Source organism: Chitinophagales bacterium (genome assembly GCA_019638515.1).
GTDB lineage: Bacteria > Bacteroidota > Bacteroidia > Chitinophagales > LD1 > UBA7692.
Genome location: JAHBTS010000001.1, coordinates 314938 through 337597, shown reverse-complemented (window position 1 = coordinate 337597; position 22660 = coordinate 314938). Strand labels below are relative to the sequence as shown.

The 22660-nt window shown below is 41.5% G+C and carries 11 protein-coding genes; 4 read left to right on the top strand and 7 right to left on the bottom strand.

Annotated features, from left to right (window positions below):
* Positions 1–14 precede the first annotated feature (14 nt).
* The gene (locus KF872_01485) at positions 15–626 is read right to left on the bottom strand and encodes an inorganic pyrophosphatase (protein ID MBX2902198.1); all 612 of its coding nucleotides are present in this window, start codon (positions 624–626) and stop codon (positions 15–17) included.
* A gap of 131 nt (positions 627–757) precedes the next feature.
* On the opposite strand from KF872_01485, the gene KF872_01480 reads away from it, so the two are divergent.
* Together KF872_01480 and aroC are read left to right on the top strand one after the other, a co-directional pair.
* Positions 758–4870, top strand: a complete 4113-nt coding sequence (locus KF872_01480; protein MBX2902197.1) for a T9SS type A sorting domain-containing protein — start codon at positions 758–760, stop codon at positions 4868–4870.
* A 53-nt stretch (positions 4871–4923) separates the two neighbouring features.
* Positions 4924–6003: a chorismate synthase gene (gene aroC / locus KF872_01475; GenBank protein MBX2902196.1), complete on the top strand. Its 1080-nt coding sequence runs from the start codon at positions 4924–4926 to the stop codon at positions 6001–6003.
* On the opposite strand, the gene KF872_01470 is transcribed toward aroC, so the two are convergent.
* Positions 6000–6839, bottom strand: coding sequence for a phytanoyl-CoA dioxygenase family protein (locus KF872_01470; protein ID MBX2902195.1), 840 nt, complete (start codon positions 6837–6839; stop codon positions 6000–6002). The two genes, aroC and KF872_01470, sit on opposite strands and share 4 nt — an antisense overlap.
* A 97-nt stretch (positions 6840–6936) precedes the next feature.
* Between KF872_01470 and KF872_01465 the strand changes: the two genes are divergently transcribed.
* Complete coding sequence (locus KF872_01465) at positions 6937–8331, top strand: arginine decarboxylase (GenBank protein ID MBX2902194.1); 1395 nt, start codon at positions 6937–6939, stop codon at positions 8329–8331.
* Between the two features lie 23 nt (positions 8332–8354).
* On the top strand, positions 8355–9029 hold the full coding sequence (locus KF872_01460; protein MBX2902193.1) for an NAD(P)H-binding protein: 675 nt from the start codon (positions 8355–8357) through the stop codon (positions 9027–9029).
* Positions 9030–9034: 5 nt separating this feature from the next.
* Here KF872_01460 and KF872_01455 read toward each other — a convergent pair whose 3' ends face one another.
* From KF872_01455 to KF872_01435, 5 genes are all read right to left on the bottom strand, one after another.
* On the bottom strand, positions 9035–9388 hold the full coding sequence (locus tag KF872_01455; protein ID MBX2902192.1) for a hypothetical protein: 354 nt from the start codon (positions 9386–9388) through the stop codon (positions 9035–9037).
* Positions 9389–9618: 230 nt separating this feature from the next.
* Positions 9619–15051, bottom strand: a complete 5433-nt coding sequence (locus KF872_01450; GenBank protein MBX2902191.1) for a T9SS type A sorting domain-containing protein — start codon at positions 15049–15051, stop codon at positions 9619–9621.
* Between the two features lie 188 nt (positions 15052–15239).
* A complete protein-coding gene (locus KF872_01445) occupies positions 15240–15959 on the bottom strand; it encodes a response regulator transcription factor (protein ID MBX2902190.1) in 720 nt (239 codons plus the stop codon).
* A 101-nt stretch (positions 15960–16060) separates the two neighbouring features.
* Positions 16061–18919: a histidine kinase gene (locus KF872_01440; GenBank protein MBX2902189.1), complete on the bottom strand. Its 2859-nt coding sequence runs from the start codon at positions 18917–18919 to the stop codon at positions 16061–16063.
* 156 nt (positions 18920–19075) lie between these two features.
* Positions 19076–22453 carry a vitamin B12-dependent ribonucleotide reductase gene (locus KF872_01435; GenBank protein MBX2902188.1) on the bottom strand — a complete coding sequence of 1126 codons (3378 nt, stop codon included), beginning with the start codon at positions 22451–22453 and terminating at the stop codon, positions 19076–19078.
* Positions 22454–22660: the final 207 nt, after the last annotated feature.

Here is a 22660-nt window from a genome sequence, read left to right as displayed (position 1 = left end):
AACCATAACTACAATTATGAACCGAAGTGCTTTTCGTAATCCGAAACACTTCGGTTTATTACTTCTATAGCCTCGTGTTTATCGTAGGTATGTGTAATCTCCACCTTTTTTTGAAAACCCGGCATATCCTTATATGTAAGGAAGTAATGTTTCATTCTGTTTATTACCAATTCATTGGCATCGGTCAACGATTTCCATGAACCATAGAGCGGATCGTCTTTCATTACGGCAATAATTTTATCGTCTGCCTCATTGCGGTCTATCATTCTAAAACCGCCAATTGGCACTGCCTTTACCAAAATATTACTGTGTGGAATATTCACAGAACTCAGCACACAAATATCTAAGGGATCGCCATCGCCTTTTATACCGCTTCTATCGGTTTGCTCCATACAAAAGGCAGCAACAGCTTCGGCACAATATGTTTGCGGCACAAAACCATACAATGCCGGAAACACATTCGAAAACTGCTGTGGCCTATCTACTTTTAAAATTCCACTTGCCTTATCTACCTCATACTTTACGGTATCGCTTGGTACAATTTCAATAAAAGCCGTTAGAATTTCGGGAGACTCTTCTCCTCTTTCAACTCCATGCCATGGATGCAACACAAATGAATGTTTCATATTTTTTATTCGTAAACGAACAGCCAAAATACTTATCCTGCCTTCATTTCCTTAACTTTAATAATAAAAAAATTTAACTTGAAGTGTTAAAAACGAAACAAGTTCTGCATATAGTCGTAACAGCGAGTTAGATGGATTTTCCTTCCAGTCCATCACCACCTGTTATGAAAACGTTTAGCAACTTTGGAATGCTATTTGCTGCACTGGTATTTGCAGCAAATTCTTTCGCAGATGTACCAAGCATAAGCTTTACTCCTGCGAACTGCACGGCAACAACACCTATTAGCATAAATGCTACCATTACAGACAGCAATGGCATAAATATTGCCACAGGCTTTAAGCCACGCCTTTACTATAAAAAGAAGAGTGAAAACAACTCGCTAGCCGCCACCAACGACAACCTGAGCAATGGTTGGAAGTATGTAGAGGCCACCAATAGTTCATCGCCATTTCAACTCGATTTTGATTTTGCAAAACTTACTTCGGCACCTACTGCTACCGATAGTATCGAGTATTTCATTATTGCAGAAGATAGTGTGGGCGAAGCCGGATGGAATACCGTTTCTTTTGCCATATCGCCAAGCAGTGTAGTGCTAACCGGAGCTCAATTTCCGGTTTCGGGCGTTACAAACTTTTTTAGAACAATTAAAACTTACAGCGGTAATTTAACTATAGACCCGCTGGGTGTTGCCAACGATACCAACTTCCTTTCGCTCACAAAAAGCAATGGATTGTTTGATGCCATAAACAATGGCGCACTAAAAGCAAATGTTACGGTTTCTATTCACCAATCGCTAGACAACGAAAATGGAGCCGTAGCCCTGAACGAATGGATAGAATACAACGGTTGCACCGTAAAAGACTCTGCCACCTACAGATTACGCATAAAACCATATACCACAGGTATTGAAATAAAAGGAAAAAGTGCCGGAGCTATCATTAAACTTAATGGGGCAGATCGCGTTACCATAGATGGCAGAACTGCTACCACCACATCGGAGCGCTCGTTTACCATTAAAAACGATTCTGCTGCCAACAATTCCGCAGTTATTCACTTAGCTTCAAACGGTACCAACAATGGTTGTCAATTCGATACTATACGCTATTGCAATATAAGCGGAGGTTCACCACAAAACACAACATCACACATCACTTTCGGAGTTTATTCTAATAAAGATTTAACCACTCCTGAAGCTAACCAAGGTTGGGGAAACCATCATAATTCATTTGAAAAAAATTATGTACAGCGTGTACGCTATGGCATTGTGCTTGCAGGTAGCAGCAGCTACTTAAACCAATCTAACTCTATACTTGCCAATACAATTGGACCCGATGTTGAAGGCATAAACGCTATTGGCGCAGCCGGCATTGTGCTTGCAAACCAACAAAACACCATTGTTAGAGCCAATGAAGTAAAATATGTAGGTGGCGACATTTTCAACATCTCCGATACTGCCGACCGTGCAGGAATTTACTTAGGAAGCATTCAAGAAAACTTATGGAATAGCCAAATGCAGAGAAGCGATTCTGCGGTAAAATTTATTGGCGTGCAAGTAGATGGCAACACAGTTCACCATATTACCAACCAAGCAGGACTTTCTGCCATTGGCATTGCATACCTAAACAGCATAGATACTACTGCTACCAACAACCAAATTTCGAACAACATGGTGTATGCAGTACTTGCCAACGGAAACTCTGCACAAGGCGACCATGCAGCAGGAATTGGAGTAATTGGCGGCCACACAGATTTTGTAGTATATAACTCCATACTCATGAATGGCGCTTACGATACCGATAGCTTAGCTGCCATGACCAACAGCCCTGCCGGTATTCGCATCAACTCTACCGACCTTACCAATCCAATGGTTTCTAACCTAACCGTTGTAAACAACATTGTGCAAATAGACACAGCTGCTGCAAAAGCGGGCACCGATATTTTTGCCATTACCACAGCTTCTGCAAGCGATATTTGGTCGGCTATTGGCTGCGATTTTAATAACTACTACACACCGGGCTACAAAGTTGGAGGCGTAGGAAATACAGCTTCATACAGCGCCTATTCCACACTCAGCAGCTGGGAAACGGTATTCTCACCTAATCAAGAACCCAACTCAATTGCAAGCAATCCATTATTCAAATCTGAAACCGATTTACACATTACCGCCAATTCACCTTGTATTGAAACAGGATTGGAGCTAGACGATTTACACCACGATTTCGATGGCGATATAAGACCAATAAAAGCAAACTCTACCATCGGTGCCGACCAATTTGGACAATACTACATTTGGGTTGGAAGAGAAAATAGCCACACCACTTCCGATTTAAACTGGCGCAACTATAAAGCACCGGGCGCTGCCGGCAGCGATAGCATTGATGTAGTTATAGCAACCGAAAACTATTCGTGGACACTCGGTGGCAACTTTACCTTACACAGCTTAGCTTTACTAAACAGCACTTACATTAACTTAGACTACAACAACATATATGCCACCGGAGATGTAAACATGCAAGGCTACAGCCTTATCTACAGCGGTGTGGGCACTTGTACGCAAAACTACAATGTAGAAGAGCAAGGCGCTTTAATACTAAGTGCAGTAGGCCACCAATCTTTTGCCATGGATTCAGGCGAATTGTGTAATCTATGGATTACAGCAGACTCTGTTACGCTCCAAAAAAACATCTCTATAAAAAACGATCTACTGGCAAAACTAACTAGTACCAGAATTTTACAGGGAAACAAAACTATTGACGTAAAAGGCGATATAAAAATTTGGAGCGAATTAGAATACGATAGCTGTACCACTCTCAACTGCGCCCTTATTAACATTAGTGGTCCCGTACAGCAGTTAGTTGATCTTCGCTTACCACTTACAACAATAGGTAAAATTGCTAGCCTTCAAGTAGATAAAAACAATACTGGCGACAACTCCAAAGCGATGCTTGGAGCCAACTTGGTAATAGACAATTTCTTAAACCTAAAAAAAGGAAAACTCATTAGCGAAGGAAGCGATGCCGAAAGTGGATTTAGATTTAAAACCGTTTACATCTATAATCCAGACAGCAATGCCGTAACCAGGGTAAACGGCAACACCAACGATGCATTCTTTCAAGGCATCTTATATAGAAAAATCGGAAATGCAGCTACTTACTTATTCCCTATCGGATTTGAAGATGTGGTTGGCAAACATGCCACTCCAAATGCCATGTATTATACTCCGGTAACATTAGATATTTTAGACAACTCCAGCAGCGGAAACTCTGTGATAGCAACATTTTACGATGCCGACCCCGACACTGCTAATGTGGGCTTAACTGGCAAACCTTATGGCGATCACAGTTCTGCCATAGAAGACGGAACAGGCAATTGGGTAGATGTAAAAGGCGATTACCTATGGCATGTTGAATACAGTGGCGATAGTTTACCATACAACATCCAGTTGGCAGCACCATTTATGAACGCCAGCAACCAAGATGAATTAGAAAGTACACCAAACGAATTGCGCATTATGAAACGCAGCTCATGGAACTCCGGCAACTGGGGATTCCAAGGCTCGCACGATATTGCAAGCACACATTTTGCCACACCCGATTTTGCACAGCAAAATTCTGCTCGCAGAACCAATCTCAAATTCTTTAGCGGATTTGGTGTGGGCGGCAACAGCGGAGCAGGACAACCGCTCCCTGTAAAATTAGTTTCGCTCGCAGCAAAACCAATTGACAATAAGTTTATCGAACTAAGCTGGACAACCGCTGTTGAAATAAACAATGCAGGATTTGAAGTGCAACGCAGTACAGACGGCAGCAACTTCGATGCCATTGGCTGGGTAGATGGTGCCGGCAATTCTACTGCAAGCAACAACTATATCTTCAACGATAAAAATGTACAAGCAGGAATAAGATACTACTACCGCCTATATCAAAAAGACTTTGATGGCAACAACGATATCAGCTCCGTAGTTACAGCACAACTTAAAGAAAGCAGTGCTGTAAAATGGATACAACTTATGCCAAATCCGGCTCTTAGCGTAAGCAGTTTGGTAGCCAATATTTCTACTCAAAGTGTAGCCACCATTTCTATTACCGATATAAAGGGAACTACCGTATGGAAACACAGCACCAATGTTTTTGCAGGTTTAAATACCATACCTTTAGATATTAGTGCCTTGGTAGCAGGTAATTACATAGTATCGCTTGCTACTGAAAACGAAACTACGAGCAAGCAATTGATAGTAAAATAAATCAGGCAATGCGAAGTTCAAAAGTAAGCATAATTTAGCCGAAAATATTTCAGTTGCAATCCAATTCATTTGGCAAACTTTTTTGCATAACCACTTTTGGCGAAAGCCATGGAAACGGCATTGGTGTGGTAATAGACGGCTGCCCTGCCGGCTTACATGTGGATGTAGCATACATTCAGCAAGAGCTTGATAGGCGAAAACCCGGACAGACATCTATTACCACACAGCGTAAAGAAAGCGACAGTATTCACATACTAAGCGGCATTTACGAAGGTATTACACTTGGTACGCCCATAGCATTACTTATTGCCAACAGCGATGCCAAACCGCAAGATTACGATTACTTAAAGCACTCCTTTCGACCATCACATGCCGATTTTACATGGCAACAAAAATTTGGCTACCGCGATCACCGAGGTGGCGGCAGAAGCAGCGCTCGCGAAACTGCTGCACGTGTAGCTGCCGGAGCCATTGCCAAATTGCTATTGCAACATTACGGCATTACCATTGCTGCCTATGTTTCGCAAATTGGCACTATAAAACTCACTCAAGATTACACCCAACTCAACCTTTCCGATATTGAAAAAAACATAGTGCGGTGTCCCGATGAAAATGTTGCTGCACAAATGATAGAAGCCATACAACAAGCGCGAAACCAAGGCGACACATTGGGCGGAATAGTGAGTTGTGTAATACAACACGTGCCTGCAGGAATTGGAGAACCCGTATTCGATAAATTGCAGGCAGAACTTGCCAAAGCTATGTTAAGCATCAATGCCGTAAAAGGCTTTGAATATGGCTCGGGCTTTGCCGCAGCCAGTATGAAAGGCAGCCAACACAACGATGTATTTATACAAACCGACAATGGCATAAAAACTGCCACTAATTTTTCGGGAGGCATACAAGGAGGCATTAGCAACGGTATGGATATTTATTTCAATGTTGCTTTTAAACCTGTGGCCACCATTATGCAAACACAACAAAGTATAGACCAAAATGGCAATACCGTTGAGTTAAAAAATTCGGGCAGGCACGATCCTTGTGTGGTGCCGCGTGCCGTACCTATTGTAGAAGCAATGGCTGCATTGGTATTGGCAGACGCTGTATTAAGAAGCAAAAGCAATCGGCTTTAATTCCAAATACGGCTCCACCACGATTTCTTTTTTGGATAAAACGTTTGCAAATCGGCAGTACTCAGCACCGGATTGGCATTTGCAAAAGTTGCCAATTGCTGTAGCCCTGCAGGCCCATTATTTATTTCCTGCGTAAAGTAAAACTCGGGAGAGCAACTATACACTTCTATACTTCCATTATTGCCAAAGTAATAACGCATTTCGGCATCTTTAGGCACAATGCCATATACCACTGTAAGCCTTGTTTCGCTGCTATTATTTAAACCCGAAGCATGCAGCAAGCGATGGTCGTACACCACAGCATTGCCCGCTTTTACATGTAAAGGAACCAACAACTTCCACACCTCATCAATTACATTTTCGTAGCTCGAAGGAATATTTAAACCCCGCACAGCATCTACAAACACATGACTTTTGGGCAGTATGAGCAGCGTACCATTTTCTTCACTTACATCTACCAGCGGCAACCAAATATTGTACGAATTAAATTTGCTTTCATCTACAATACTCCAATCTTGGTGCGGGCGCAAGCTGCCATTGGCGCCTTTACTTTTCACCATAAAAGTTGCACCCAAAGCAGTACAATTTTTAAAAGTAACATCAATGGCACGGGCACAATGTTGCTTGATGGCTTCGTTCATTTTACTGCGCAAATTAAAGTCGGCAGCGTGCGAAGAAGCATACATACCTTCCGGCAAACTAGGATGGTGCTCCTTAAAAATTTGGCGCAACACTTCCACTTCGCCCTCATTTAAAAAAGGAACAATGGCATAACCTTCGCTAACCAGTGCCTCGTTGTAAGAATGCTCCTTAAATATATTCACCACATTGCTCATTTTATAGAAATTTACTATTGGGTTTTAAAACTAAAAAGATTCAACATGCGGTTGCAAAATTCTTAATTTTACACGCGAAATATTTCAAGCATAAGAAATGAATAAAAACCCACGCTACCGCGAGTTAATTGAACAAACATTCGATTTCCCGCAACGCGAATTTGATATTAAAGACAACACACTCCGTTTCAACGAGTTGCCTTTAATGGAAATTATTGAAAAATATGGCTCTCCTCTACGCCTTACCTACTTACCTAAAATTGGGCAGCAAATTCAAAAAGCACGCAGGCTTTTTAATGCTTCGTTTGCTAACAACGACTATAAGGGAAACTACATTTATTGCTACTGCACCAAAAGCAACCACTTTTCTTTCGTGGTAGAAGAAGCACTTAAAAACAAAGTGCAGTTAGAAACTTCCAGTGCTTTCGATTTTGAAATAATAAAGCGCTTAGAAGAGAAAAAGAAGATAAGCAACGACATTACCATTGTTTGCAACGGCTTTAAAACCCAACGGTATATTGACAATATTACCGATTTCATAAAAGCTGGGTACTCCAATATTATTCCTGTAATGGATAATTTAGATGAATTAGAAAAATACAACCTGCCCGATGAACCCATGAATATCGGCATTCGTATTGCAGCCGAAGAAGAGCCTAAATACGAGTTTTACACCTCGCGTTTAGGAATTGGATACAAAGATATTTTACCTTTCTTTAAAGAAAAAATTCAACACAATCCCAAGTTGAAGCTAAAGATGCTTCACTTTTTTATAGACACCGGTATAAAAGACGTAAACTACTACTGGACCGAATTTCACAAAAGCCTGAAAGTATATTGCGAGCTAAAAAAACTATGCCCCGAACTTACCGCACTCAACTTAGGTGGCGGCATGCCCATTAAGCAATCTTTGGCATTCGATTTCGATTACGAATACATGATAAACGAAATTGTATCGCAAATAAAAAGTGTATGCACACAAGAAGGCGTAGATGAACCCGATATTTACACCGAATTTGGCAGCTATACCGTAGGCGAAAGCGGCTGCGTAATATTTAGCGTGCTAGGTCAAAAACAACAAAACGATCGCGAAACTTGGTATATGCTCGATGGCTCGCTTATGAACAACCTCCCCGATATTTGGGGGCTTTCGCAGCGCTTTATTATGTTGCCAATAAACCTATGGGACAATGAATACAAACGCGTAAACCTTGGCGGTATTACCTGCGATGTAGGCGATTATTACAACAGCGATTCTCATATAAACCAAGTGTATTTACCCAACGTAAAACCGGGAGAAAAACTATTTATAGGCTTCTTCAATACCGGAGCTTACCAAGATACGCTAAGCGGCTATGGCGGTATAAAACACTGCCTGCTTCCTTCGCCTCCGCACATTTTAATAGATGAAAAAAAGAAAGGAAAATTTGAATACCATGTTTTTGCCGAAGAGCAAACAGCCGAAAGCATGATGAAAATTTTAGGCTATTAAAAACCCCGCTGAAATTTACTTGCATGAAAAAAACAGCCTTAATATTTGGCGCAACCGGCTTGGTAGGCAATTTGTGCTTAGAACTGTTAGTAGCCTCACAATTGTATGAGAAAATAATAGTACTGTCGCGCAAGCGCATTACACCACCACTATTTGGAGTAGAAAATATTGTTACAGATTTCAGCAACCTACACGAACTTAAAAGCAGCCTAGTGGCTGATGATATTTTTTGTGCTATGGGAACCACCATTTCCAAAGCAGGCTCACAATCCAATTTCAAAAAAATAGACTTCGATATACCTTTACAAACAGCACAGTTTTGTAAAGAAAATGGAGCCTCCAAATTTATACTCGTATCCAGCATTGGTGCCAATAGCCAGTCTAAAATTTTCTATAGCCGCATAAAAGGGAAACTGGAAGAAGCATTAGAAAAATTAGATTACAACAGCTTAATTATACTTCAACCATCTTTTCTTTTAGGCGAACGCGAAGATTTTAGATTAGGCGAAGCCATCGGAAAGCAAATAGCCAAAACCTTTGCATTTGTATTCACCGGAAAACTAAAACCCTATAAAGGAATTGATGCCAAAAATGTGGCAAAAGCTATGATTGTAATGGCCAATAGCAGCACTCAAAAAGTAGAGCGTTTAACTTACACAGCCATGCGCTATGCCGCTGCCAAATTCGGTAAATGGTAATAAACCTAAAACTGTTTCAAAAACACATAATCGGAAATTAAAGCACCTTGCTCTCCGGTGGTGGTTGCACTCATAAGCAAATATCCTTTCTTCTTAATTTCATTGAGTGTGGCACCTATCTTTTTCAAATTTTCAATTTCGTTTTTTTCGTTAAACGGAAGTAACTCTATGGTTTCAAACTTGCCATCTTCGTAGGTAATAAATATCTTAGAATTGATGTAAATATTCCCCGATGCCACAAACTTGTTGGAATCGTAAACCCGCATCAGCAAATATCCCGTATTCTGTGCTTTCTGAGCAAAACCTTCTACCATCAACAGGCAGAAAAAAACTATAAAACCTATACCAAATTTGCGCATATTAAATGGAGGCTTTGTATTTAAACGGGCTTAGAAACACACAGCCGCATTCGCCTACCACGAAAATAAGAAAGAAGCATAAAGCTGCAAGTAGATACACCATACATACAACAAAACACATTTCGGTAAGCGCATATAAACCTCTAATTATTATACATTGAAAACCTTACACCAATTTCTAACAAAAAATGGTGTAAGGTTTTTAAGTTTCTCCTTTCTGTTAAGATTGGCTACTGCTTCACAAAACGAAGCACTTTTGTTCCTTTCATACTTTTTACTTGAACGAAATAAACGCCACTAGCCAAGTGCTGCACATTAAATGTGTTTTCAAACTCTCGTTGCACCAATCCACCTGATGTGCTGTAAATCGCAACCTCTTCAATCATAAAGTCTGATACAATGCTCACCTCATTCAACCCCGGATTTGGCTGTATAGAAACATGTGCCATGCTTTCCTCGTTTATTCCACTAATGAAAACTTGTACGCAAGCAGATGTATCAGCGCAAGTTCCTTTAGTAATGATAACCGCATAGCTTCCATTTGCACTCGGGGTAAATGATTGGGCATTTGCAGCACCTACACTATTACCCGTTGCACAATCTATCCAATTGTAACTTGCTCCGGCTTGTGTTGCCGTAAGCACATTGTTTGTGTTTGTAACGGTAAGGTCAGGCATCGAATCAACCCATACTATAGTGGTAGCACTTTGCAGTGATGTGCAGCCATTTGTATCAGTAACATTTACAGAAAACGAGCCGGCATGTGTAACAACTATTGATTGTGAAGTATCACCATTAGACCATGCGTATGCTGATGCCGAAGGCACTGAAAGCGTTACTGAATTTCCCTCACAAAAACTCAACGGTCCGCTCGCTGTAATTGTTGGCGCTGCAGGTGCATTAGGTGCCACCAAAGTATGAGAAAGATTGGCAGATGTACAACCATTACTGTCAACAAGTGAAAAAGTATAGTTGCCTGCCGCAAGATTAGAAACAGTGTAAGGCAATACTACAGAAGCCTGACTTCCGCTGCTTTGTCCCGTCCATGATAAATCGCCTGTTGACGAACCCACAATTTCCACTGAGCCATCATTCGCTAAGCATGTTGTTGGATTAGCACTTGAACCGATAGCGATAACAGGCGGATTGAAAACAGTTATCGTAGTAATATTGCTTGACGGTGAAGCACATCCTTGTGCATCTATAATACCTACCGAATAATTTCCTGAATTCATTACAGTAATAGAAGCTGTTGTATCGCCTGTTGACCATAGATATGATGCAGCATTTGAAGCAGTCAAGGTAACTGAACCGCCCGGGCAAAAACTTGTTGGGCCACCCGCAGTAATTGTAGGGGCAGGAGGTGCAGAAGGAGTCGTCAATGTAACATTGAGTGCGCTTGACACACATCCATTTCCATCGGTAAAGTAAATTGAATAATTACCATCGCCTAAATTGAAAACAGTGTCGGGGAAGTTTGAAACCACTTGAGATCCATTTGCCGCACCTGACCACGTCAATGTTCCGTTTCCTGAACCAACTATGGTAACCGATCCATTATCCACCGTACAAGAAGTAGGGTTAGAAACTGTTCCTAAACTAATAGTTGGCAAGGTATTTACCGTTACAGTAACGCTATCACTTGCTACGGATTGACATCCGGCTGCATTCGTAACCCGAACAGTATATGTTCCTGAAGTGGTTGGAGAAATAGAAGCCGTGGTTGCCCCACTCGACCACAAATAAGATGTTCCGGCAGATGATGTAAGCGTAACCGAACCGCCTGCACAGAATGTTGTTGGTCCTCCGGCAGTAACAGTAGGTTTTCCAGGTAATGAATTCACCGTTACTGTTTTACCTGCGCTTGCTACAGATTGGCAACCTGCTGCGTTAGTTACCTGAACAGTGTATGTGCCTGAAGTGGTGGGTGAAATGGATGCTGTGGTTGCTCCGTTCGACCACAAGTAAGTTGTTCCTGTAGAAGATGTAAGTGTAACAGAACCACCCGCGCAGAATGTTGTTGGCCCTCCGGCTGTAATGGTGGGTTGCGCAGGCAAGGAATTTACCGTTACTGTTGTTCCGGCACTTGCTACCGATTGGCAACCTGCTGCGTTAGTTACCTGAACAGTGTATGTTCCTGAAGTGGTTGGTGAAATTGATGCTGTTGTTGCCCCATTCGACCACAAGTAAGTTGTTCCTGCAGAAGATGTAAGCGTAACCGAACCGCCTGCACAGAATGTTGTTGGCCCTCCGGCTGTAATGGTGGGTTGTGCAGGCAAGGAATTTACCGTTACTGTTGTACCGGCACTTGCTACAGATTGACAACCTGCTGCGTTAGTAACCCGAACAGTGTATGTTCCTGAAGTGGTGGGTGAAATGGATGCTGTGGTTGCTCCGTTCGACCACAAGTAAGTAGTTCCTGCAGAAGAGGTAAGCGTAACCGAACCACCCGCGCAGAATGTTGTTGGCCCTCCGGCTGTAATGGTGGGTTGTGCCGGTAATGAATTCACCGTTACTGTTGTACCGGCACTTGCTACCGATTGGCAACCTGCTGCATTAGTTACCTGAACAGTGTATGTGCCTGAAGTGGTGGGTGAAATGGATGCTGTGGTTGCTCCGTTCGACCACAAGTAAGTTGTTCCGGCAGAAGAGGTAAGCGTAACCGAACCGCCTGCACAGAATGTTGTAGGCCCTCCGGCAGTAATGGTGGGTTGTGCAGGTAAGGAATTCACCGTTACCGTTGTACCGGCACTAGGCACTGACTGGCATCCGGATGCATTGGTAACTTGCACTGTATAAGTACCTGAATTGGTTACATTGATTGATGCTGTAGTTGCCCCATTCGACCACAAATAAGAGGTTCCTGCAGAAGAGGTAAGCGTAACCGAACCGCCCGCACAGAACGTTGTTGGCCCTCCTGCGGAGATAGTGGGTTGAGCCGGTGAAGAGCCGATGGTAACCGTTGTTCCTGCACTTGGCACTGATTGGCATCCGGCTGCATTGGTAACCTGAACTGAGTATGTACCCGCTGCTGAAACAGTAATTGAAGAGGTGGTTGCACCGGTTGACCATAAATATGTTGTTCCGGGAGAAGAAGTTAAAGTAACTGAACCTCCTGAACAAATGACGGTAGAGCCACTTGGTGTAATGGTAGGTTGCGCAGGAGCTGCAATGGTAGAAATGGTAACCGTGTTTGCCATTTGTAAATCACAACCTGACATACACACCGCATTGCTTCCGGAAATCCAACAAGCAGGAGCCGTCATATTCACCAAAGAACCGTTCAGGGCGCTACTCGACAAATCGTTAACAACAGTTCCTGTGCCTTCATTAAACTTAAAATATCCAACCAGGTTTGCCTCAGAGCCTGTTAAACATGCGAAGTTGTTAGCTGCAATGGTTGGTGTAGATAACGCTGTATTCCATATAGCTACATGATCTACATCCATTGTTGAATAATTTGGACTAAAGTAGCCAACAAGTAGTCCGGCAGTAGTAGCCAATCCTGCTGCGCCCAATGAGTAAGCACCGGAATTTTCCAATACTCCATCTACCCAAATTTCCCAACCGGTATTTCTCACAACACCTGTTACCTCATGCCATTGATTATCTGCTACAACAGTGGTAGAAACACCCGATGTTTTAGCTGCTCCGGCAGCATCTCTACCTTGAATTGCAGCCTTTCCGGTAGCATCAATATACAGATAGAATCCAAGTGAAGCGGCCACATATTTGCTGACTATAAATTGTGAAGCACCGGTAACAGCAGCCTTCACTTTAGCCGATACAGTTACGGTACTTGTAATTCCTCTATTGTTTGTGCCTAAGTCTATATAGTCATCCACACCATCTAAATCAAGTGCATAATTTGTAGGTTGTGATACAGCATACACATTGTATGTGGTAGTAGAATTTATAGCGCCTGTCGAGAAATTGAGTGCAGCACCTGTTCCGGCAATAGGACCATCAATTACAGCATTGTTTGAGTTATCACGTAAAGAATACACCTTATTCACCTCGCTACCGGATATGGAAACGGTTGCAGATTGACCCACACAGACACTTGATGGGGAAGAACTTACCGTTTGATTGGCGATAGATGACAGAACACTTACGTATATCCGTTTCCGAGGACCCGGTAAACAACTACTGTCTTGAACATAAAAACTAGTGTCGGAAGTTAAAACAGGTGTTGTAAAACTACTGCCACCGCCTAGATAGGTACCTCCGGTTGCCGATGAGTACCAACCAATTGTTCCCGTGCCACTTGCCGATAAAACAGTTGATTCCCCATTGCAAACCACTAAGTTATTTGCTGGAGTTGTATTAGTAGGGGCAGCCGGAATTATACAAGGTATCCACTTAACAACACAATAATCTGTTCCTCCTACTGCAACCAAGTTAGCAACACTTGCTGCCGGATCAACATCTACAGTGCCACTGAAATAACCTGCCAAATGAATATTCGCGGATTGTTCAATCCTTATTCCTTGAATTGCATCGTTGCCGGTTGAACCAATCTTTTGCGCCCATACATATTGACCACTCGCATTTAATTTGCACACCATGCCATCCGTTAAGCCTGATGACGATAAATTTGAAACCCCTGCTCCGGGATCAAAATCAACTGTGCTTCTAAAATATCCGGCTGTATAAACATTGCCATCGGGATCGGTATCAATTGTAACCCCTCGGTCATCCCCTGTTCCCGAAAATCCTACTGCCCAAACGTAGCTTCCATTTGTATCCAGTTTACTTACATAAATATCATTCGAACCACCACTTGTAATAGATACTACACCTGCATCGGGATCAAAATCAGCAGTACCACTAAAAAAACCGGTTGTGTAAACATTGCCTGTAACATCTGTTGCAATGCCATATCCACCATCACCGGATGCTCCTCCTAAATACTTAGTCCAAGTAACCGTTCCGGTTGGCCCAAATTTTTTTACAAACGCATCATTACTACCCGCATTAAATCCTACACCTGTTGTATAAATATTTCCCGAAACATCCATTTCAGAAGCATTCGCAGAAATCCCAAGTGTATGAGCAAAAGTATAAAAAACACCAGGTACATATCGCGCAATGAATCCTTGTGTAAGATTGATAATACCTATATTGGCAACTCCAGCCCCCGGATCAAAATCTACAACACCTGTGATTGTTCCGGTTAAAGCAAAAGCGCCTGCATTAGCACAAACCGACAATCCAACATCATCTCCGGTACTGCCAAAGCGAGTAGAATAACTCCATACAGCAGATGCACTTAGGCGAATTAAGAAAATATCAGTGCCCCCGGCAGATGTTAAAAGTGAAGTGCCGGCATTAGGGTCAGAATCCATATTGCCGGTAAATGAACCTGTAATGTATATGAAATTATTGGGATCAACGGTAACTCCATAGGCAACAGCATCGCCAGCGCCTCCAAATCTTCGAGCAAAAACAAATGCGCCTGCAGAATTTAATTTTTGAATATATGCATCTGTTGACCCTACTGCCGTTAAATTAGATACCCCTGATCCCGGATCGAAATCTACCGTTCCACTAAAGGATCCTACCGTGTAAACACTCCCTGCGCCATCCACAAAGATACTGCGCGCATACTCATTCCCTGTATTTCCTCCTGATTTTCCCCAAGAAAAATCTTGACAATACATATTGTGTAAGCTAAATAATAATGCAAAGGTTAGTAAGGCAATCTTTCTCATCGTCTTTTCAATATTTGTTTACTCAAACGTAGATAGAAAGAGGAAGCACTCTTATTGATACTTCATGAATAGCCAATTTAGTTCATGAATGGACAGGCTTTACCTCTGTGATAAAATTTTGAATAGAGAAATGATGGCTAACTGAGTAGAAATTCTTCAAACTCTACTTTTCTGTATTTGGATAATTTGGTCTCCATATTATTACTCAAATAAATATTTAAGTTGGTTTTCGAGTATTTCGAAATGTGCTTTTTATTCACTATCCACGAACGATGCGACCTAAAAAAATCGACATTGCCTTCTAAGGTTTTTTCAAAGTGAGAAAGATTCTTGCTTACAACAAATTGTTGATCGATACAATGAATAATGCAATATGATTCTTGTGCCTCAATGGCTATGATACTATCAAATTGCACTACATTTTGCTGTGCCTTATCGAAAACGAGCATGCTTTTAATTTCCTTACTTTCCATGGCTGTTTTCAATACACTTAGCTTTTGTTGCTGTCCTTCAAGGTTTTTTCGCTGGCGAACTCGCTCAACTGCCGCTTGCAACCTTTCAATCTTCACCGGTTTCAATAAATAATCAATGGCCGCTACTTCAAATGCTTTCACTGCATATTGGTCGTATGCGGTAACAAAAATCATCTGGAAATGTATGGCATCAAAAAAGTTTACAATCTCATATCCTGCATACTTGGGCATTTCTATATCCAGAAACACAAGGTCGGGTTCATGCTTTTTTATTTCTTCTACGGCCAAAGGAATGTTAGCACATTTGGCAAGCACCTCCACTTCTTCACAGAACAAGAGCAATAAATTTTCAAGCACATCTCTTGCGCTTTCTTCATCATCCACTATTACTGCTCTAATCTTGTGCATATAAGACAAAGAATTGCTTTTTGTCTATAATCAAGTTAGCGAATTTCACGAAACGTATAATTTCCTTTACGAATAGATTAGTATTTCCGTCTATAAGGAATTGTAAGAATTACCCGCGTGCCGGTAACCCTGCCATTTTCAAAAACATCTTCATAAACAAAACCAAAATCGCCTTTGAATACCTGACTTAAAATCTCGAAACGCTTGCGAATTGCCTCCGATGAAAATGATTGATGGTCGCCCCGTTGTCGCTCTCTGATTCTCATCGCTTCTTCTCTTCCTACTCCATTATCCTCTATTATACAAAGCAATCGTTCGTCAACCAACTCCAGATTAATCTTCAATATTTTTTGCCCCTCTTTGTGCAACAAACCATGCACCAACGAGTTTTCGATAAACGGTTGAATGAGCATAGGCGGCAACATAATATCTTCAATATGGTTGGTTGTAATTTCATAGCTCAACTCTTGTTTAAAACGCAATTGTTCGAGCGAAAGGTATAACTCCAGCAAGGATACTTCTTGCTCACAGGTAATGAAATCTTTTTCTGAATAACTCAACGTTCTACGGACTAAATCTGAAAACGTGCTGATATACGAGTAGGAATGTTTAACATCTTTCTTCAACACTAAATCTTGAATAGAGTTCAATGAATTGAAAATAAAATGGGGGTTCATCTGCGATTGTATGGCCGTAAGTTTTGAAGCATAGAGTTCATTTATCTGCGCTGATTTTTTTTGCTGAATGGATAACTGCCTTCGGTAAAACCAATATACGATACCTAAAAATGAACTTATTGTAATCAACAAAAACCACCACGTTAAATAAATAGGAGTAGGAATTACAAATGCATATTTAATGGTAGGGCTAAATTTTCCTCCAGACTCGGCCTTTACCTGAAATTCATACTTGCCTGACGATAAAGCATTAAATGTTACTTCATTTTGATCATACTGTAGTCGTGTCCAGTTAGTGTCGGCACCCGAAAGTTGGTAGTAATAATGAAGCATCTTCCTATTGCGCAAGGTAGGAACTGAAAACACAAATTTTATTCGATGTTGGTTTCTTTTCAAACGCCCCTTTTTATGAAGAAAATCCTCATTGCTTCCTACTAAAATTTTATCGAAACGAATACTCAAGGCGCTTTTATCATGATAACTTTTAGTTACATCAACCATCTGAAAGCCACCTGAATGACTCACCCATAAACGGTCATTGAAAATGGTAAAATCAATAATGCGCTTGGTTGAAAAACCTGAATGCGCATTGATAGCACGAATCAAACGCCCTTTAAAATCGAATTGAAACAATCCAAATGCCGTATTCCCTATTATTGTTTCCTTAAATAGCTGAATCTTTTTCAATGACACAACTTTTCCTTCTACCTTCGGAAGAATAACATCCACATTCCTTTCATTTTGATACACTAAAATTCCATCTTGTTTAGTGAGCATATACACCTTTCCATTTATCTGCTGGATGGCATTTGGATAAATAGTTTTTGAATGATAGTTTATCTTCTCTAGCTGACCATTTTTTCTGTAAACAAATACCCCTTCACTGGTGGATACATATAGCACTTCATGCTCCTTTTCGTATGCCATTTGATGTATCCTTAGTGCAAGTTGATTTATCAATTGCACTGTTGCTTTTCCCGAAGCATCTATTGTTAAGTAATAAACCCCACGATTGGTTCCTAAGTAAAACGTATTTTGATCTACCGGGCAAGCAGCCTTCAGCGAAGCAAGTAAAATCGGGATTGTCTTCCTCTTCTTAAAATCATAGGCTTGAATCATTCCATCATCAAAAAGCAAAAAGTTTTCACTGCACGCCATTGCTTCTATGGGCCTGTTTCCTGAGGAACTTAATGATGTAAACGAGCTATCAAAATGCAATAGCTTTCCACTTGATGTTCCTAGAATTAAACCATTGTAAGGACAAACCATTACACTACTCACAGGGTTGTTTTCAAATGCTGCCAATACATCGGGAACATCTAAAAAAGGAATAAGCAAAACGCCTCTATCAAAGGTTCCCAATAAAACATTGCCTTCCTCATCTTCAAACACATCAGAAATGAAAAAATCTTGATAGAATAGTGGTTCGGACTCTGCACCAAGCTTCCCATTCACCTTAAAAACACCCGGCAAAGTGCCTGCAAACCAAAGGTTATCCTTGGTTTGATACACCCTCAATGATTTACTTCTTGTAAGCATTGCATTTTCAAATGAAATGCCAAGCGAATTGGTTTTCGCATTAAATGGATAAACTATTTTTTCGTTTAAATCAATTGCAAAAATCTGCCCTTCAAACTCAACAAACTTCAATACTGAAGCCTGTTTATTCAGCTTAGCTTTAGTGAAATTCCCATCCTTGTATGATAAAATTTCATTTGAAAACCCTAAGTGAAAAATGACTCGGCCATCTTTTAACTGAAAGGGCGGACCAACATACTTTATACGATTTACATAGGTTTGAACAACTTTACCGGCTTCATTTATGGCAATTACATTGCGCGATGACACGAGTAATTCTTGATCGCTACCGATAGCCAATGAAATATCTGCACCAACTTCTTCTTTTTTCAACTCATAGAAAAGCTTCCATTGCTTATCCTTTATCTGAAAAACTTGATTATTAAGATTGTGGCAAAAAATATATCCCTTTTCATTCTTCACAAAGTTAAACACGGAACTGCTTTTCGCCTCATTGCACTCTACCTTTTCAAACGAAGAAAAATTGTAGTAAAAAAGTCCCTCATTTGTTGCAAACCAATAGTTCTGCTCATTGTCTTGAATGATGTCATAAATTTGAACACCTTTGAATTGATCTTCGCCAAGAATTGAAAATGCAGGCTGCTGCCCAACACACTCCCACGAAAGAAAAAAGACTGCGAAGACAACTATCTGATGACGAAGTGTACCCCAAAAATTCATTTATTAAAATAACATGCTATTACACGACACGATTCCATTCGAAAATACAAATACCATGTTTATTGCCAAATGAGCTACAGAAATGCAGCGCTGCTTTAAACTAAAAAAGCTGCCCTTTTGGAGCAGCTTTTTTAGATAAACAAGATAGCTGTTTTATTAACTGCAACCCATGCTGTTGCCACAGTTTAGGCATTTGTAGCAGGTGCCGCTTCTAATAGTTATATTACCGCAAACGCTGCATGCCGGAGCATCGCCCATTTGTCCTTTGGCTGCTTGGTTAAATGCTTCTAAGCTGCTTGGCTTTACAACTGTTACAGCACGTGCTGCCGTAGCCTTTGGCGCCTCTTTTTCTGCAGGAACGCTCATACTGGCAGATACTGGCTTGCTTACTTTAAACTCCTGAACACTGTGTTCGCGCTCGGCAACCGGTTCATCGCCAATGTCTGTAGTTAAATCTAAAGTACTGCGCTCACGCATGGCTATTTGCTCCGGAGTAACGTGTACTAAATCGGTACGGTTCAAGTACTCAAAGCCAAGCAAGCGGAATATATAATCTACTATGGAAGATGCATTTTTAATATTCGGATGATCTACCATGCCGCTTGGTTCAAAACGGGTGAATGTAAATTTGTTTACAAACTCATCTAAAGGCACTCCGTATTGCAAGCCAATGGAAACAGAAATGGCAAAGCAGTTCATTAGGCTGCGGAACGAAGCTCCTTCTTTGTGCATATCAATGAAAATTTCACCTACGGTTCCATCTTCGTACTCGCCTGTGCGTACAAATACTGTTTGTCCTCCAATTTTTGCTTTCTGCGTAAAACCATTGCGTTTGTGAGGTAAGCGTTTGCGCTCTACAATTCTAGCAAGTGCTGTTTTAAATTGAGTATCGCTGCTTTCTTGCATAAAGATGCGTGCTGCCTCTAAAACTTGCTCAGGAGTAAGTTTACTCATTTCTTGCTCAGGGGCTGCAGTAGAAGATGTTACTTCGGTAGCAGAGGTCGTTTCTTTCTCTTCGTCTTTTTTGTTTGAAAGCGGTTGAGAAAGTTTGCATCCATCGCGGTAAAGTGCGTTGGCTTTTAAGCCTAACTTCCAACTTAGTTCATAGCAACTTTGAATATCTTCAACGGTAGCTTCGTTGGGTAGGTTAATGGTTTTTGAAATGGCTCCGCTAATAAATGGTTGCACGGCTGCCATCATACGGATGTGGCCATGTGCATGAATAAAGCGTTGTCCTATTGTGCCACATTTGTTGGCGCAATCAAACACTGGCAAATGCTCTTCTTTCAAGAATGGAGCGCCTTCTACGGTCATAGTGCCGCATACATATTTGTTGGCTGCTTCAATTTCTGCTTTAGTAAAGCCAATGGTGCGCAGTAAGTTAAATGTGCTGTCGTTGTATTGCTCTTTGCTGATGCCGAGGCGTTGCATAGCATCTTCGCCCAATGTCCATACATTAAATGCAAAAGTAATATCGAAGGCCGAAGGCAAGTTAGCTTCTACTTTTTCAATATCTGCTGCTGTAAATCCTTTTGCTTTTAGGCTTTCGGGATTTACGCCCGGTGCGCCAAAGAGAGTGGCGTGTCCTTTAGCATAGTTTACAATAGCTTCAATTTCATTTTTAGCGTATCCTAAATTTTTAAGTGCGTAAGGCACAGATTCGTTTACTATTTTAAAATAACCTCCTCCTGATAGTTTTTTAAACTTCACCAATGCAAAATCGGGTTCAACTCCAGTTGTGTCGCAATCCATAAGTAAGCCAATGGTTCCGGTTGGAGCAATTACGGTGGCTTGAGCATTGCGGAAACCGTATTGTTCACCTAGTTTCAATGCATCGTCCCACGCATTGGTTGCAGATTGCAGTAAGTAATCTGGGCAAAATTGAGGGTCAATTCCTAAAGGTTTTATTTCTATGCCTTCATAAGTTTCCGGAGAAGCATTGTATGCGGCATAGCGGTGGTTGCGCATTACACGCAGCATATTTTCTTTATTGCGCTCGTAGCCGGCAAAAGTGCCTAAGTTGGCAGCCATTTCTGCCGATGTTTTATAGGCAACTCCGGTCATAATAGCTGTGATGGCTCCGCCAATGGCACGTGCTTTATCGCTATCGTAAGGAATGCCGCTTACCATAAGCACAGAGCCTAGATTGGCAAACCCTAAACCAAGTGTGCGGAATTCGTACGAAAGTTGTGCTACTTCTTTTGATGGGAATTGTGCCATAAGTACCGAAATTTCCAGTACCATAGTCCAAATGCGGCTTTGGTGTTCAAAGCCTTTTACATCAAACTCAAGTGTTTGGTCATTGAAAAATTTACGTAGGTTGAAAGAAGCAAGGTTGCATGCAGTGTTGTCTAAAAACATGTATTCGCTGCATGGATTGCTGGCGCGGATGGGGCCATCTGCCGGGCAGGTGTGCCATTCGTTGATAGTGGTATCGAACTGAACACCCGGATCGGCACAGCGCCATGCTGCCATTGCAATTTTATCCCACAACTCGGTAGATGAAATTTCTTTCATTGGCTTACCGTTGGTGCGTGCTCTCAGCGCCCATTTATCGCCTTTTTCTAAGGCGTGGAAGAAACTGTTTGGCACGCGCACAGAGTTGTTGGAATTTTGACCGCTTACAGTGCGATATGCTTCGCCTTCGTAGTGGTTATCGTAACCTGCTGCAATAAGCGCGGCTACTTTATCTTCTTCCTTCATTTTCCATTCAATGAAGTCGATAATTTCTGGGTGGTCTAAATCTAAGCATACCATCTTAGCAGCACGCCTGGTAGTACCTCCAGATTTAATAGCTCCTGCTGCACTATCGCCAATTTTAAGGAAACTCATTAAGCCGGAAGATGTGCCACCTCCGCTTAATTTTTCTCCTTCGCCACGAATACTGCTGAAGTTGGTTCCTACACCTGAACCGTATTTGAAAATACGTGCTTCGCGCACCCATAAATCCATAATGCCTCCTCCGCTTACTAAATCGTCATCTACAGAAAGAATAAAACAAGCGTGTGGTTGCGGGCGTTCGTATGCAGAGGTAGATTCTTTTAACTCTTCGGTTTGAGGATCTACATAATAGTGTCCTTGAGGCTTGCCAGTAATACCGTAAGAAGTGTGCAGCCCTGTATTGAACCACTGCGGGCTATTGGGCGCTGCCATCTGGCTTACTAAGGAGTACACTATTTCATCATAAAACACATCGGCATCTTTCTTAGAGGCAAAGTATCCGTACTTTTCACCCCAAAAACGCCAACAGTCTGCTAGGCGGTGTGCCGTTTGCTTTATAGAGGTTTCTCCGCCTAATGTGCCATCGGCTTGCGGAACACCTGCTTTGCGGAAATACTTTTGTGCTAAAATATCGGTAGCTACTTGGCTCCAAAATTTTGGCACTTCTACATTGTGCATTTCGAAAACAGCATCTCCCTTAGGATTGCGAATAACGCTACTGCGCAATTCATAGTCAAATAAATCGAAAGGGTTTTTGCCTTCCTTTGTAAAGTAGCGTTCTACTTTCAGTCCTTTGGTAAGTTTCTTTGCCATCGGCTAAATTATTTTGAGGTGTAGTAAATAAATTTGAAAATGCTGTTGAGCAATAACGAAATCAAAAAAGCAAAATCGCTATCGTGGAACGAATGTAAATTTCAAGGGAAAAATTTAGAAGGGTTGTTTTCAACAGGGGGTGTGTGCATCGGATTTTGAAAATTCATAACGCTGATTGGATGTAGCTTTCGTTTGTGGATAATGGTT

What these genes read in the sequence shown, in the direction of transcription:
- KF872_01460 (MBX2902193.1), top strand. Translation starts at nt 8,355, where the DNA reads ATGAAAAAAACAGCCTTAATATTTGGCGCAACCGGCTTGGTAGGCAAT.
- KF872_01450 (MBX2902191.1), bottom strand. Translation starts at nt 15,051, where the DNA reads ATGTATTGTCAAGATTTTTCTTGGGGAAAATCAGGAGGAAATACAGGG.
- KF872_01435 (MBX2902188.1), bottom strand. Translation starts at nt 22,453, where the DNA reads ATGGCAAAGAAACTTACCAAAGGACTGAAAGTAGAACGCTACTTTACA.
- KF872_01470 (MBX2902195.1), bottom strand. Translation starts at nt 6,839, where the DNA reads ATGAGCAATGTGGTGAATATATTTAAGGAGCATTCTTACAACGAGGCA.
- KF872_01465 (MBX2902194.1), top strand. Translation starts at nt 6,937, where the DNA reads ATGAATAAAAACCCACGCTACCGCGAGTTAATTGAACAAACATTCGAT.
- KF872_01455 (MBX2902192.1), bottom strand. Translation starts at nt 9,388, where the DNA reads ATGCGCAAATTTGGTATAGGTTTTATAGTTTTTTTCTGCCTGTTGATG.
- KF872_01440 (MBX2902189.1), bottom strand. Translation starts at nt 18,919, where the DNA reads ATGAATTTTTGGGGTACACTTCGTCATCAGATAGTTGTCTTCGCAGTC.
- KF872_01480 (MBX2902197.1), top strand. Translation starts at nt 758, where the DNA reads ATGGATTTTCCTTCCAGTCCATCACCACCTGTTATGAAAACGTTTAGC.
- KF872_01485 (MBX2902198.1), bottom strand. Translation starts at nt 626, where the DNA reads ATGAAACATTCATTTGTGTTGCATCCATGGCATGGAGTTGAAAGAGGA.